This is a genomic window from Prauserella sp. PE36 (assembly GCF_003311655.1).
Classification (GTDB): Bacteria; Actinomycetota; Actinomycetes; order Mycobacteriales; family Pseudonocardiaceae; genus Prauserella_A; species Prauserella_A endophytica.
This window is the reverse complement of record NZ_QEQT01000087.1, coordinates 1-14,538: the sequence shown is the minus strand read 5'-3', so window position 1 is coordinate 14,538 and position 14,538 is coordinate 1. Positions and strand designations below refer to the sequence as shown.

General features: G+C 70.4%; 14 protein-coding genes. 7 read left to right on the top strand and 7 right to left on the bottom strand.

The features are described 5' to 3' along the window. Positions 1-8 precede the first annotated feature (8 nt). On the top strand, positions 9-662 hold the full coding sequence (locus DI005_RS25425; protein ID WP_158303104.1) for a TetR/AcrR family transcriptional regulator: 654 nt from the start codon (positions 9-11) through the stop codon (positions 660-662). 68 nt (positions 663-730) lie between these two features. Beyond that, positions 731-1,798 carry a LacI family DNA-binding transcriptional regulator gene (locus DI005_RS38020; protein ID WP_158559901.1) on the top strand — a complete coding sequence of 356 codons (1,068 nt, stop codon included), beginning with the start codon at positions 731-733 and terminating at the stop codon, positions 1,796-1,798. Here the strand turns inward: DI005_RS38020 and DI005_RS25410 are convergent. Then, on the bottom strand, positions 1,768-2,265 hold the full coding sequence (locus DI005_RS25410; protein ID WP_112267503.1) for a flavin reductase family protein: 498 nt from the start codon (positions 2,263-2,265) through the stop codon (positions 1,768-1,770). The genes DI005_RS38020 and DI005_RS25410 overlap by 31 nt on opposite strands. A gap of 237 nt (positions 2,266-2,502) precedes the next feature. On the opposite strand from DI005_RS25410, the gene DI005_RS25405 reads away from it, so the two are divergent. From DI005_RS25405 to DI005_RS25390, 4 genes are read left to right on the top strand one after another with little or no spacing between them, the layout of a single operon-like run. Beyond that, positions 2,503-3,699: a CaiB/BaiF CoA-transferase family protein gene (locus DI005_RS25405; RefSeq protein WP_113643857.1), complete on the top strand. Its 1,197-nt coding sequence runs from the start codon at positions 2,503-2,505 to the stop codon at positions 3,697-3,699. Position 3,700: 1 nt separating this feature from the next. Continuing rightward, positions 3,701-4,642 carry a CoA ester lyase gene (locus DI005_RS25400; RefSeq protein ID WP_113643856.1) on the top strand — a complete coding sequence of 314 codons (942 nt, stop codon included), beginning with the start codon at positions 3,701-3,703 and terminating at the stop codon, positions 4,640-4,642. After that, the gene (locus tag DI005_RS25395) at positions 4,639-5,979 is read left to right on the top strand and encodes an LLM class flavin-dependent oxidoreductase (protein WP_233520312.1); all 1,341 of its coding nucleotides are present in this window, start codon (positions 4,639-4,641) and stop codon (positions 5,977-5,979) included. The genes DI005_RS25400 and DI005_RS25395 overlap by 4 nt, the downstream gene beginning before the upstream one ends. 56 nt (positions 5,980-6,035) lie before the next feature. Further along, positions 6,036-7,319 carry an SLC13 family permease gene (locus DI005_RS25390; RefSeq protein ID WP_113643855.1) on the top strand — a complete coding sequence of 428 codons (1,284 nt, stop codon included), beginning with the start codon at positions 6,036-6,038 and terminating at the stop codon, positions 7,317-7,319. Between the two features lie 143 nt (positions 7,320-7,462). Here the strand turns inward: DI005_RS25390 and DI005_RS25385 are convergent, their stop codons facing one another. Genes DI005_RS25385 through DI005_RS25370 form a run of 4 tightly spaced genes read right to left on the bottom strand, consistent with a single transcriptional unit; the run spans position 7,463 to position 12,165 of the window. After that, positions 7,463-7,942, bottom strand: a complete 480-nt coding sequence (locus DI005_RS25385; RefSeq protein WP_113643854.1) for a hypothetical protein — start codon at positions 7,940-7,942, stop codon at positions 7,463-7,465. A gap of 28 nt (positions 7,943-7,970) precedes the next feature. Beyond that, on the bottom strand, positions 7,971-9,416 hold the full coding sequence (locus DI005_RS25380; RefSeq protein ID WP_113643853.1) for a FadD3 family acyl-CoA ligase: 1,446 nt from the start codon (positions 9,414-9,416) through the stop codon (positions 7,971-7,973). After that, positions 9,413-10,591, bottom strand: coding sequence for an amidohydrolase family protein (locus DI005_RS25375; RefSeq protein ID WP_113643852.1), 1,179 nt, complete (start codon positions 10,589-10,591; stop codon positions 9,413-9,415). The genes DI005_RS25380 and DI005_RS25375 overlap by 4 nt, the downstream gene beginning before the upstream one ends. Positions 10,592-10,620: 29 nt before the next feature. Next, positions 10,621-12,165 (bottom strand): AMP-binding protein, encoded by a 1,545-nt coding sequence (locus DI005_RS25370; protein WP_113643851.1) that lies wholly within the window; start codon positions 12,163-12,165, stop codon positions 10,621-10,623. A 140-nt stretch (positions 12,166-12,305) separates the two neighbouring features. Between DI005_RS25370 and DI005_RS25365 the strand changes: the two genes are divergently transcribed. Beyond that, positions 12,306-13,025 (top strand): alpha/beta hydrolase, encoded by a 720-nt coding sequence (locus tag DI005_RS25365; protein WP_199543215.1) that lies wholly within the window; start codon positions 12,306-12,308, stop codon positions 13,023-13,025. A gap of 51 nt (positions 13,026-13,076) precedes the next feature. Here DI005_RS25365 and DI005_RS25360 read toward each other — a convergent pair whose 3' ends face one another. Both DI005_RS25360 and DI005_RS25355 read right to left on the bottom strand, forming a co-directional pair. After that, positions 13,077-14,285 carry a CaiB/BaiF CoA-transferase family protein gene (locus tag DI005_RS25360; protein WP_113643850.1) on the bottom strand — a complete coding sequence of 403 codons (1,209 nt, stop codon included), beginning with the start codon at positions 14,283-14,285 and terminating at the stop codon, positions 13,077-13,079. Then, positions 14,282-14,538: aldehyde dehydrogenase family protein (locus tag DI005_RS25355; protein ID WP_113643849.1), on the bottom strand; the 257-nt coding region annotated here is incomplete at its 5' end. The genes DI005_RS25355 and DI005_RS25360, both read right to left, overlap by 4 nt.

Below are 14,538 nucleotides of genomic sequence, written 5' to 3'. Positions count from 1 at the left end.
TGGCGCCCGTGCAGGTCGAGCCGGGCTGGGCCGGGCGAATCGCCCGGCACGCCACCGTACGCCCCGACGCGGGGTCCTACGTCGGGCCGAGGACGAAACTCGTCACGGCGGGGCAGCAGCTGCTGCTCGAACGCGGCGACACGACGTACACGATCGACGAGCTCGTGCGCAGGGCCCACGTCGCGATCAAGACGTTCTACCGGTGCTTCGCGAACAAGGAGGAGTTCCTGAAGGAGGTCTTCATGACCTCCGTCGCCGGTGCGACCCCGCGCATCCGGGAGCAGATCCTCTCCAGCGCCGACGATCCGCTGGCGCGGCTGCGGCTCGCGGTCACCTGGCCGCTGGAGTGGCGCCGCGAGAACGGAACCGTCAGCCGGGTGATCGCGAAGGAGCACATGCGGCTGGCCGTCACCAGCCCGGAGACGATCGCGGAGACGAGCCGCTCCTACGAGGCGCTGCTCAAGGAGTTCGTGCTCGCCGCGCAGGAGGAAGGGCAAATCCGTCCGGCCGATGTGGACTGGGACGTCCACATCATCACGTCGGTGGTCACGACGTCGTTTCACACGATGATCCTCGGGCCGGGCGAACCGGGTCACCACGGCGCGCTCGCCGAGAACGTCTGGCGGTTCTGCCTCACCGCCCTGCACGGCGATCCCGGCTGAGTGTTGCGTCCGCGACCGAGCCCGGCCTAGGGTGCGATGTAATACGTTACATTTCCGGGGAGGTCGCGGTGGGCACGCGCGGACGGGTGACCAAGGTCAGCGTCGCCGACCTCGCCGCCGAGCTGGAGGTGTCGACCGCGACGATCTCCAGGGCGCTCAACGGCAGCCCCGCCGTGCGGCCCGAGCTCGCGCAGCGGATCCGGGAGCACGCCGAGGCGCGCGGCTACGTGGCCAACCGCATGGCAAGGGCGCTCAGCGCGAACGTCAGCCGCGCGTTCGTCGGCTTCGTCATCCCCTACGTCGACACGCCCGCGTACTCGTCGGTCGCCGCGGAGTGCGCGCGGCTGCTGTCCGCCGACGGCACCCAGCTGATCCTCACGATCACGGAGAACGACCCGGAGCGGGAGCTCCACCAGCTCAAGGACCTGGTCGCCAGCCGCGTCGCCGGACTGATCATCTCGCCGAGCACGCACATCCTCGAGGCGAGCAAGCAGCTCCTGTCGAACCTGCCCGTCGTGGAGTTCCACCGCGCGTGCGGCATCGCGGCTCCCGGCGTGTTCAGCGAGGACGAGCAGGCGATGTCCGAGGCGGTGCTGCACCTCGCCGCGCTCGGCCACACCAGGATCGGCTACCTCGGCACGCCGGAGGCGCTGTCGAACGGTGCCGCCCGGCTGCGCGGGATCCGCCGCGGGCTACAGCTCGCCGGCCTGGACCGCGGCGCGCTCGCGATGCGGTTGCTGGAGCCGACCACGGAGAACGGCGGGCGTGGCGTGCGGGACCTGCTCGACGGCTCACGCCCGCCCACCGCGCTGATCGTCGGCGGTGGCGCGCTCTCGATCGGCGCGGCGCGGGCCGTGCACGAGAGCGGCAGGCGGCTGCCCGACGAGCTGTCGCTCGTCGTCTACGGGCACCCGAGCTGGTTCGCGCTGAGCGATCCCCCGCTCACGCGGATCACCGTCGACTACCAGGATCTGGCACTGCGCGCCGCGCGCCTGCTCGGCACCGTGCTCGACAGCGGGCCCGCGCGCGGCGGGGAACCCGAGCCCCAGTTCGTCACGGCCCAGCTGCACCTCGCCGGGTCCACCGGACCCGCGCCCAAAGGGTCTCAGGCGAGCGACCGGAAGTCCCGCCGGTAGTAGACGGCGGGGGTCGCCGGGCGCAGGTGAGCTCGCTCCACCTCGCCGACCAGGATCGTGTGATCGCCGCCGGGGTGCCGCGCGTGCGTCGCGCAGTCCAGCCGGACGCAGGCGCGGTCGAGAGCGGGCAGCCCACGTTCGTCCACGGTGAACCCCGCGTCGGCGAACTTGTCCGCGCCCTTGCTCGCGAAGCGCAGCGCGAGCGCGGCGTCGGCGGGATCGATCACGTGCACCAGCCAGTGCGAGGCCCGCTGGAAGGCGGGATGGCACCGCGCCGACCGCGAAAGGCACACGAGCACGAGCGGCGGGTCCATCGACACCGAGCAGAACGACGTCGCCGTGAAGCCCCACCACCGGCCCTCGTCGTCGGCGGTGGTCACGATGGTGACCCCGCTCGGGAAGCTCGCCATCGCCTCCTTGAACAACCGGGCGGGCTCACTCCGTCCCGGACTCGCGTCCACGCTCATGGCGTACGTCCCTTCGTCGGCTCGTCCGTCCTTTGTGGCCATTCGATGCAAGGCGTTTCAGCAAGCGATGTAATCGATTACATACGCGGACCTTCTTGAGTGAACACGACCGCCGCCGGAGTCGTCAAGGGGACTTGACAGCGGCCCGCCTTGTCAGGTTCGCTGAGGAGCGAAGCCGATGTAATCGATTACATTTCTGATGTAAAGGATTACACAGCAGCCTGAGAAGGGACATCGATGTCCGCACGAGCACTGTCCGGCATCCGGGTCGTCGACGCGGCGACCCTCGCTGCCGGGCCGCTGGTGGCGACCTGGCTCGGCGAGTTCGGCGCCGAGGTGATCAAGGTCGAGCAACCCGGCGGCGGAGACCCGCTGCGCCAGTGGGGCGCGCAACGAGACGGCGTCGGCCTGATGTGGAAGAGCCTGGGCCGCAACAAGAAGTCGGTGACCCTAGATCTGCGGAAGGAGGCGGGGCGGGAGCTCCTGCGCGAGCTAGCCCGGGGTGCCGACGTGCTGGTGGTCAACTTCCGGCCGTCGACGCTGGCGAAGTGGGGGTTCGACTACGAGAGCCTCGCGGCGGAGAACCCGGGCCTGGTGCTGGTGCACGTCACCGGCTTCGGCTCGGGCGGGCCGAACAGCGACCGGCCCGGCTTCGGCACGCTCGGCGAGGCCATGAGCGGGTTCGCGCACCTCACCGGAGAGCCCGACGGTCCCCCGACGCTGCCGTCGTTCATGCTGGCCGACGGCGTGGCCGCGCTCAACGCGACGTACGCGGTGATGATGGCGCTCTACCACCGCGACGTCCACGGCGGCGGCGGTCAGCTGATCGACATCAACCTCATCGAACCGCTCGCGCGGCTCATCGAGCAGTCCGTGCTGACCTACGACCAGCTGGGCACCATCCCCGGCCGCACCGGCAACCGCTGGGAGATCAGCGCGCCGCGCAACACCTATCGCACCAAGGACGGGCGCTGGCTCGCGATGTCGGGCAGTGCGCCGACGATCGCGAAACGCGCCCTGCGGGCGATCGGCCGTCCCGAGCTCACGGAGGACCCCCGGTTCGCCGAGGCCCAGCAGCGGCTGCGCAACGCCGCGGAGATCGACCGGCTCATGGCCGAGTGGATCGCCGAACGCACGCTCGAGGACGCGATGGCGGTGTTCGAGCGGGCCGAGGTCGCCGCCGCGCCCGTGTACGACGCCGGACAACTGCTGGCCGATCCGCAGCTGAGGGCGCGCGAGACCTATGTGGACGTTCCGGATCCCGACCTCGGTTCCATGCGGGTGCAGGGACCCGTCCCCCGCATGTCGGCGACGCCGGGCCGGGTCGAGCACCTCGGGGCCGCCGTCGGCGAGCACAACGACGAGGTCTACGGCGGCCTGCTCGGATTGAGCGAGGACCGGCTCCGGCAGCTGCGCGCCGAGGGGGTGATCTGAGATGTCCCGTCCCGTCAGGGCCCGCCGCTCCGAGCTCGCGACGCCGGCCAGCAACGACTGGATGTTCGAGAAGGCCGCCGGATCCGGCGCCGACCTCGTGTTCCTCGACCTGGAGGACGCGTGTGCGCCCGCCGAGCGCGAGGCGGCGCGCGGCAAGGCGGTGACCGCGCTGCGAGACCTGGACTGGGGCCGCACCACGCGCGCGATCCGGATGAACGCGATCGACACGTGGTGGGCGCACGGCGACGTGATCGAGGTGGTGACCGGTGCTCGCGATGCGCTCGACGTGATCATCGTGCCGAAGGTCCGCCGGGCACGGGACGTGTGGTGGGTCGACGTTCTCCTCACGCAGCTGGAACAGCGGCTCGGGCTCGAGAAGCGGATCGGGCTGGAGGTGCTCATCGAGGAGGTTGAGGGCCTGCAGCACGTCGACGAGATCGCACGGTCCAGCGACCGACTGGAGGCGATCATCTTCGGCGCCGGGGACTTCTCCGCCTCGCAGGGCGCCAGGGTGGACACCAACTTCGACCCCGGCCTCCCCTACCCCGGCGACCTGTGGCACTACGCCCGCTCGCGGGTGGTGGTGGCCGCGCGCGCCGCCGGGATCGACGCGATCGACGCGCCGTTTCCGAACTACCGCGCGCCCGAGGACTACCGCGTGGCGTGCGAGCGCGCCAGCGTCCTCGGCTACGTCGGCAAATGGGCCATCCACCCCAGCCAGGTCGAGATCGCCAACGAGTGTTTCGCCCCGACACCCGACGAGATCGCCCACGCCGAGAAGGTGGTCGCCGCCTATCGCGAGAGCGAAGCGGGCGGACGCGGCGCCACCGGCCTCGACGGAATGCTCGTCGACGCCGCCCATCTTCGCCACGCCGAGACGGTCGCCCGCAAGGCCGCCCTGCTCGGCATCAACGGACAGCACACCGAAAGGACACGCTCATGACACGCCGGATGACCCTGGTCGGCTTCATGCAGGCCGGCAACGTCACCGTCTACTCCGGATCGTGGCGCTACCCCTCCGCCGATCTGTCATTCCTCACCATGGACTACTACCAGCGCATCGCGCGGACCCTGGAGCAGGGCAAGTTCGACCTCGTCTTCTTCGACGACCGGCTCGCGATGCCCGGGATCTACGGCAACTCCGTGGCGGAGGCCGTGCGCCGCGGCGCGAGGCCGGTCAAGCTCGACCTCACCGCTGTGCTCGGCGGGATCATCGGCGCCACCAGCCGGATCGGGGTGGGCGCCACCTACTCGACGACCTACTACGAGCCCTTCCACGTCGCGCGGACGTTCGCCACACTCGACCACCTTTCCGGTGGCAGGGCAGCGTGGAACGTCGTCACCTCGGTCAACGACTCGGAGGGGCAGAACTTCGGCCGCGACTCCCACTTCGGGCACGACGAGCGCTACGACCGGGCACAGGAGTTCCTCGAGGCCACGACCGCGCTGTGGGACTCGTGGGACGACGACGCGCTGATCATGGACCAGGAGTCCGGCGAGTTCGCCGACCCGGACAAGGTGCGTGAGGTGAACTTCGAGGGCAAGTGGTTCCGGGTGCGGGGCCCGCTGACCGTGCCGCGCACGCCGCAGGGGCGGCCGACGATCCTGCAGGCGGGCTCGTCCGGCCGCGGCCGGGAGTTCGCCGCCGAATGGGCCGACCTCGTCTTCACCGCCGACCCCGGCCTTTCCGTGGCGCAACAGCACTACAGCGACCAGAAGCAGCGCGTCGCCGAGTTCGGCCGCGACCCCGACGACGTCAAGATCCTGCCGATGGCCTACGCCGTGGTCGGGGAGACCCAGTCGATCGCGGAGGAGAAGGAGCGGCTGTTCCTCGACGCCTACGTGCACCCGGCCGCCTCACTGGCGTTGCTGTCCGAGGTGATGAACTACGACTTCGCCAAGCACGACCTCGACGACCCGGTCACCGCGGAGATGACCGAGGCCAGTTCGGGGATCCGGGGACTCGCCGAGGGCGTCAAGCGGCACCTGAACCGCGACGACCTGACCGTGCGCGACCTCGCCGCGCACCGGGCGACGCTGCTGCAGGGTCCTCGCTTCGTCGGCACCGCCGAGCGCGTCGCCGACCAGATGCAGGAGTGGTTCGAGAGCGGCGCCTGCGACGGGTTCGTGCTCGCGGCGACGCATCTGCCGGGCGCTTTCGAGGAGTTCGTGCGCATGGTCGTGCCGATCCTGCAAGAGCGTGGCCTGTTCCGGCGGGAGTACGAGGGCCCGACCCTGCGTGACCAGCTGGGCATCAAGCGCCCCGGCTCCGTCCGCTGACGCGGCCGGACTGAACAACGTCGTTCAGCACTGGAGCACAAGGTGGTTTCCGGCCCATGACACTGCAGATCGTCTCACTCATCGTCCTTGTCGTCGCCTTCGTCCTCGGCACGACCCGTCCGCTCAACCTCGGCGTGATCGCCCTGGGTGCCACGTTCGCCGTGGGCGTCCTCGCCGCGGGACTATCCACTGAGGACGCGCTCGCCGGGTTCCCGGTCGAGCTGATGCTGATCCTGGTGGGGGTCACCTACCTGTTCAACGTGGCCAACGCCAACGGCACGGTCGACTGGCTCATCTCCAGCGCCGTGCGCATGGTCCGCGGCCGCACCGTGTTCATCCCGTGGATCATGTTCGCGGTCACGGCTCTGCTGTCGGCGATCGGCGCGGTCTTCTCGCCACCGATCGTCGCGCCGATCGCGCTGGCCTTCGCCGCGAAGAACCGCATTCCCCAGCCGATGATGGGCATTCTGGTCGTGCACGGCGCCGCGGCCGGGTCGCTGTCGCCGATCAGCGTCTACGGCGTCACCGTCGCGGGCGTGCTCGACCAGAGCGGGCTGCCGAGCGATCCGTGGGGGCTGTTCGCCCTCGCCTTCGTCGCGAGCATCATCCCGGCGATGATCGTCTTCGTGGCCTACGGCGGGCTGCGGCTCGGCCGCGCCGTGACCGAGCCCACCGGGCAAGCCGACGACGAGCCCACCGGTTCCGGCGGGGGCGTGCTGACGAGGACGCGGACCACGGCGCCCACGCTCACGCTGGACATCGCGCTCACGACGCTGGCGATCGCCGGGCTGTTCGTCGGCGCGGTGCTCGAACTCGACGTGGGCCTGCTGGCGATCACGCTGGCCACGCTGCTCGGCCTGTACCGGCACCAGCACCACGCCGAGGCCGTGCGCAAGATCCCGTGGTCGGTGGTGTTGCTCGTCACCGGGACGATCACCTACATCGGTGTGATGCAGGAGATCGGGGCGATCGATCTGCTGGGCGACGTCGCGCTCGGCGTCGGCGCGCCGATGCTCACGGTGCTGCTGCTCGGCTACGTGGCCGGCATCGTGTCGGCGTTCGCGAGCTCGGCGGGCACCATCGCGGCGCTGACCCCGCTCGCGGTGCCGTTGCTGCAGAACTCGACCATGTCGGTGCTCGCGGTGGTCGCGGTGATCGCGATCTCGGCGACGATCGTCGACGTGAGCCCGTTCTCCGGCAACGGGGCCGCCGTGATCGCCAACGCCACGGAGGACGCCCGCGACCGCGTGTACCGCACGCAGCTCGTCTACGGCGGGATCGTGGTGCTGCTCGCACCCGCGCTGCTGTGGCTGTCGATCATCCTCCCGTCGTCGGGGTGAGGTCCGACCGACCGCAGTGAAGGCCACCTTGCCTGCGTTGAACGCAGTGAAGGCCACCCTGCCTGCGCCCGCCCGTCTCCCACCACCACCCACACGGAGACGCTGTGCGCCGCTGCGTTGATCCAACGCAGTGAAGGTGGCCTTCACTGCCGACCGGTGCGCGCTGCCGCGAGCGCGACGGCGGCGAGGGTGGGCAGCCAGCGGCGGCGGGTGTCGGGCGGCACGATCCAGCGCAGCGCGGGCGACCTCGGCACCTCGACGGGCACCGGGATCCGCTGCGGGCAGCCGAGGATCTCCACTCCGCGCGGCAGGTGGAGATCGGCGTTGACCTCGTCGTTCGGGTCGGCGAGGAACACCCAGTACGGGCGTGCGCCGTCGACGGCGAACACCGGGCCGGTCGCGTCGAGGCGGTGCAGCCGCTCGGCGAGCCCCACCGCGAGCGGCCTCGGCGCGGTCACCGCCACCATCCCGTGCCCGAGGTCGAGCAGCGGACGGCCGCCGCCCCACGTGACGGTCCAGCCGAGCACCGAACGGTACTCCGCGATGGTCCATCCCCCGCCGTTCTCGGCGAGGGGAGCGGAGTCTTCCGCGGGGCCGGGAGCGGCCAGCAGTGACGCGGTCATGGCGGTACGTCCTTTGTGCTCGGTCAGGTCACGACGGCGACCCTCGGTCGGCGAGCTGGTCCTTCATCACCTTGCCGGTGCCGTTCAGCGGGAGCTCGTCGAGGAACTCCACGGAGCGCGGCACCTTGAACCCGGCCATTCGCGCGCGGCTCCACGCGATCAGGTCGTCGGCCGAGACCGGGCTCCTTGGCACGACGAACGCCTTGCCCACCTGGCCGAGGCGCTCGTCGGGCACCCCGATCACGGCGACCTGGGCCACCGCGGGATGTTCGAGGAGGAAGCCCTCGATCTCGGCGGGATAGGCGTTGAACCCGCCCACGATGAACATGTCCTTCTTGCGCCCGACGATCCTCAGGTACCCCCGCTCGTCGAGCGTGCCGAGGTCGCCGGTGTGCAGCCAGCCGTCCGGGTCGATGGCCTCCGCCGTGGCGGCCGGGTCGTCGAGGTAGCCCTGCATGACGCTGTACCCGCGCACGAGCACCTCGCCGTCGCCGGCGATGCTCACCTCGACACCGGCGCACGGCCTGCCGACCGTGGTCGCGATGTCGGTGAACGAGTCGCCGGGCCGTGACGCCGTGGCCGTGCCCGCCTCCGTCAGCCCGTACCCGGTCATGATCGACTCGAACGGCAGCTCCTCTCGGACGCGCCGGATGAGCTCCACCGGGATGTCCGCGGCACCGGTGACGGCGGCCCGCAGAGACGAGAGGTCCCGGTCGCCCTGGGCCTCCAACAGTGAGTGGTACAGCGTCGGCGGTCCGGGGAGCATGGTCACCCGCTCACGCTCGACGAGGTCGAGCACCGCGCCCACGTCAAACACCGGCACCGGCAGGATCGTCGCGCCACGGATCAGCGACGCGACACAGCCGGCCTTGTAGCCGAACGTGTGGAAGAACGGGTTGACGATCAGGTAGCGGTCCCCCTGCCTCAGGTCGGCCAGGTCGCACCACTCCGCGTACAGCCGCAGCGTCTGGGCATGGTTCATCAGCACGCCCTTGGGCCGCCCCGTCGTGCCCGAGGTGAACACGATGTCGGCGATGTCGTCGCCCCGGACCTCGCGCTCGAACGGCGAACCGCTGGAGAGGAAGCCCGACTTGAGGTCGATCACCGGAACCCCCGGCGGCGCCGGGTAGTCCTGGCCGAGGAAGCCCTTCTGCACGAGGACGGCCTTCGCCTCGCTGCGGCGGATGATGTCGCCGGCCTCCTCGGCCTTGAACCGGGTGTTGACGGGCACCAGCACCCCGCCCGCGGTCAGCAGCCCGAACGCCGCGATGATCCACTCGGCGGAGTTGGGCGCCCAGATCGCCACCCGGTCGCCCTTGCCGACACCCGCCGAGGCGAAGGCCCCCGCCGCCACCCGCACCCGCTCCACGAGCTGAGTGAAGGTGAGCCGCAGCGGCCCGTCGACGACCGCCTCGGCGTCCCCGAAGCGGTCGCCGGCGCTCAGGACCATCCGGGGGATGGTCTCCCAGCTCATGCCGCGATCAGCCGGGCGAGGTTGCCGCCCATGATCTTGGCCTGATCGGCCTCGCTCAGCTTGGCCAGCGCGTCGACGTAGCTGACCGGGTCGGCGAGCCCCTCCGGGTGCGGGTAGTCGGAGCCGAACAGGACGCGTTCCACGCCGATCAGGTCGGCCAGCTCCGCCATGTCCTCCTCCCAGAACGGGCTCACGTGAATGCTGCGCTTGACGGCCTCCACCGGGTCGCCGAGGAACTCGTGCGGCATCTTCTTGTAGACGTCGGCGAGCGTGTCGAGCAGCGGTGCCAGCCAGGAGGAGCCGTTCTCGATCACGGCGATCTTCAGTTCGGGGAATCGGAACAGCGCACCGTGGCAGACCCACGACGCCACCGCGTCCTGCACGGGCCGCCACTCGCCGACCGTGCGGAAGGCGTTGGGCTTGAACGGGAGGAACTCGCGGTTGCCTCCCTCCCAGTCGTTGGCGTAGCGGCTGTACCCGCTGTCGGAGGAGTGCATCGCCACCAGCACGCCCGTCTCCACGACGCGCTGCCAGAACGGGTCGAACTCGGGCAACGCGAAGGAGCGGGACCCCCCGAAACCGGGGACGGGGGCGGGCCGGATGAGGATCGCCCGCGCGCCGCGCTCGACGCACCACTCCAGCTCCTCGATCGCCTTCTCCACGATCGGCAGACTGATGACGGGCACCGTGTAGATGCGGTCGGAGTAGTTGAACGACCAGGTCTCGTGCAGCCACTGGTTCAACGAGTGGATGACGACGTGGATCAGCTCCGGGTCGTCGCGCATGCGCTCCTCGATGAGGCTCGCGAGGGTCGGGAACATCAGCGAGCGCTGGATGCCCAGCTCGTCCATGAGCTTCAGGCGCGCACCCGGTTCTCGGAACGCAGGAATCGACTTCATCGACTCGCCGAAGATCTCGCGCCGGGTCTTGCCCTCGGGGTTGCCCACCCGGAAGTACTCCTCCATCGCGCCGGGCCGTGCGACGACCTCGAACGTCGGGTTGGGGATGTACTCGCTGATGTGCCCCCGGATGGCGATCTTCGTGCGGCCCCGCACCTGCACGTACTCGATGGCGCCCTCGTACTCCTTGGGCAGGAACTTCGTCAGCGCCTCCTCGGTCTCGTACAGGTGGTTGTCCGCATCGAACAACGGGAAGGGCAGTTCGCGCGACGGCATGAGATCCTCCTTTGCCTTTGGTGAGAATGTTATTCTCTTCTGGAGCGTGCCGCAATGTCCTGCCGCAGCAGGAACTTCTGGACCTTGCCGCTCGCGGTGCGCGGGAAGTCCTCGACCTCGTGCAGTTCCTCCGGCCACTTCTGCCTGGCCAGCCCCGCCGCGTCGAGGTGCACCCTCAGCTCGCCGAGCGAGGGCGCGCGCTCGCCCGGCCTGACCCTGACAACGGCCGCGGCGTGCTCGCCGAGCCGGTCGTCGGGGGCGGCGACCACGGCGACCTCGGCGATCGCGGGCAGGCCGAGCAGCACCTCCTCGACCTCGGCGGCACTGATGTTCTCGCCGCCGCGGATGATCACGTCGGCCTTGCGGTCGGTGATCGTCAGGTAGCCGTCCTCGTCGAGCACGCCGATGTCGCCGGTGTGGTACCAGCCCTCGTCGTCGAAAGCGCGCTTGGTGAGCTCCTCGTCGGTGTAGCCGAGACACAGGTCCGGACCACGCGTGAGGATCTCGCCGTCCTCGGCGATGCGCAGCTCCACCCCCGGGCAGGCGTCGCCGTCGGTGTGCAGGCGCTTGTCCACGGGCGCGGTGTATCTCGAGCACGTCACCGACGGATGCTCGGTGCTGCCGTACGAGCGGAACACCGTGATACCGAGGCTCTCCAGCCGGGTGGTGATCGCCGACGGCACCGCCGAGCCGCCGAGGCCCGCGTACTTCAGCCCGCGCAGGTGATGCGGCCGGAAGTCCGGGTGGTCGAGCACGCTCGTGACGTAGTACGGCACTCCCCCGCCCACGCTCAGGCCATCGCTCTCGATGAGCCCCAGCACCTGGGCGGGATCCCAGACGTCGGCGAGGTTCACCGGCCGCTCGTCGAGCACCGGGATCAGGAACGCGTTGACCATGCCGATGAAATGCCCGACCGGCGCCGAGGTGAGCTGCAGCCCGCGGTCCGGCGGGTAGCGCCCGGCGAGCTGGCGGGTCTCGAAGCCAAGCGTCCGGTGACTGTGGATCACGCCCTTGGGGTCACGGGTGGTGCCGGAGGTGAAGGCGATCAGCGCCGGGCTTGCCGGATCGATGGGGAGCGTGCCCGGCATGGGCTCGGCGGCGAGCAGGTCGTCGAAGTCCCTGCCCACCACACCGACCACCGGCACCCCCGAGCACAGGTCCGACTGGAACTCCAGCCGCCCGAAACGCTCGGCCGTGACGAACACGCGCGGCTTGCTGACGTCGAGGATGTACTCCAGCTCCTTGCGGCCGTAGAAATGGACGATCGGCACCACAGCGGCTCCGAGGAACGCCGACGCCCAGAACACGGCGGCGGCCTCCATCCAGTTGGGCAGCTGGAAGGCCACGACGTCGCCGGGTCTCACGCCGCGTTCGCGCAGCCCGCCGGCGAGCCTGCGCGCGACGTGCTCGACGTCGCGAAACGTTCCTGACCACGGCCGCTCGGCCGAATGCACGCAGAACGGGGTGTCCGGCGCGGCGTCGAGACCGCGCGCCAGCAGATCGCCGATCGTCTCGCGGGTCCACCAACCCTCGGCCTCGTAGCGCGTGGTCAGCTCGGCGGGAATCTGTCGCATGGCGGGAGCTCCGATCGGGTCCGGAACGAGCGGCGAGCGATCGTGAATATGCTATTCTCTTCAACAGAGAATGCCAATATCCTCACGGAGGCCGCCGCTCGCCGACGAGCAGCGGGACACGGTGGAAAGGGTGATGAACCGTGGGCGATGACGTGAGTGTCGAGGAGAGCCCCGTCGGCCCGGTGGTCCGGCCTTCGGAGGACGCCGAGCTGGTCGTTCTCTATCTGCACGGCAACCAGGAGGGCCCTGAGCCGGCATTGGACCTCGCACGCAGGCTGGCCCTGCTGACCGGTGCGACGGTCGTCTGTCCCCGCTACCGGTCGGCCTTCCCCGCCGCGCTCATCGACGCCCATTCCGGCTACAGCTACTGCCAGGCCGCGGGCCCGGTGGTGGTGCTCGGCGAGGGGATCGGCGCCGCGCTGGCGACGGCGATGCTCGTGCAGCTGCGCGACTCGGAGGCCACCTCACCGCGATGCGCGGTGCTGCTCTCCGCGTTGCTGGATCTCACTTTGGAGACCAAGAGCCTGCTGTTCAACGCGAGCACCGATCCGGCGTTCGACATCATCGCGCTGCGCCAGCGCATCACCGCGTACGCGCGCAACACGCCGCTCACCGACTCGCGGCTGAGCCCGCTGTACGCGAATCTCCACGGCCTGCCGCCCGTGCAGCTGCTGGCGGCCGGCACCGATCCGCTGCTCGACGACTCGCTGGCTTTCGCGACCCGGGCGGCACGCTCACGCGTCACCGTGGACCTTCAGGTGTGGCCGGAGAGCACGAGCTTCCGTGCCGAGTCCGTGCAGGCGATGGCCGACTTCATCAGGGCCAAGCACCCGGCGATGCGCGCGGGCACACCCGCCTGAACCCACGGGTGACCCCGTCGGCAGTGAAGGCCACCTTCACTGCCGACGGGGTCAGGTCACCGCACCGGCCTCCTTGAGGGCGATGATGCGGTCCCACCCCAGGCCCAGCTCAAGGAGGATCTCCTCGGTCTGCGCGGCGAACGAGGGTGCCGCCGACAGCTCGGGCGCGGTGACGTCGAACTGCGCCGGGCTCGCCACCAGCTCCAGCTCGCCCGCGCTCCGCACGTACTCGTTGGCGCGCACCTGCTCGTCGGCCGCCGCCTGCAACGTGTCCTGCACCGGCGCCCACGGCCCGGACAGCGTCGCGAACCGGCGGGACCACTCGGCCAGCGGGCGAGCCGCGAAGACCTCCCGCAGGATCGCCACCGCCTCCGCGGTGTTCGTGGCGATCGCCTCCGCAGTGGCGAACCGGGGATCGTCGGCCAGCTCGGGACGGTCGATGTGCCGGCACACGTCGGCCCAGAACTTGCCGGGCTGGAGCATCATCAACGACAGGTACCGGCCGTCGGCCGTGCGGTAGAGCCCGGACAGCGGGTTCGCCGGCGAGCTGTGGGCTCCCGGCGTGGTGCCCTCCCACGGCTCACCGAGCCGCAGCGACACCCCGATCGCCTGCCCCATCGCCCACAGCCCGCTGCCGAGCAGCGAGACGTCCACAACGGACGGTTCGCCGGTGCGTTCGCGCTTCACCAGCGCGGCCGCGATGCCACCGGCGAGGTTGGTGCCGGAGATCGTGTCGCCGTAGGCGGGCGCGGGCGGGTTGATCATGCCCTCGGTACCCGGCGGGGTGACGCTGGCCGCGGTGGACGCCCGGCACCAGAACGCCGTCATGTCGTAGCCACCGCGGTCGGCCTCCGGGCCACGCGGCCCGAGCGCGCTTCCCCGCGCGTAGACGATCTTCGGGTTCACGGCGCGGATGTCGTCCACGTCGATGCCGAACTTGCGCCGGGCCTGCGGCAGGAAGCTCGTGAGGAACACGTCCGCGCGTCGCGCCAGCTCGTGCAGTACCTCCCGCCCCTCGGGCCGGGACATGTCGAGGCCGAGGCTGCGCTTGCCCCGGTTGGCGTGCTCGATGTTGGGATTCGGATCGTGCTCGACGACGTAGCGGCCGGTGCGCCGTAACCCGCGCTGTGGGTCGCCGGTGACGGCGTGCTCGACCTTGATGACGTCGGCTCCCCAGTCCGCGAGCACCGCGCCCGCCGAGGGCACGAAGCCGTACATCGCGACCTCGAGCACGCGGATTCCCTCGAGCGGCCCGCTCATGCGACCACCGCCGCGAACGTCTTGCGCTCCTGGAACTCCTCGAGCCCGGCGGCGCCCATCTCCCTGCCGATGCCCGACTGCTTGTAGCCGCCGAACGGCGCGTCGGGCGCGAAGAAGTTGCCGCCGTTGATGCTGAGCGTCCCGGTGCGGATGCGCCGCGCCACCGCGACGGCCCTGTCCTCGTCCGCGCTGTAGACGGCGCCGGAGAGTCCGTAGATGGAGTTGTTGGCGATCCGCACCGCGTCGTCCTCGT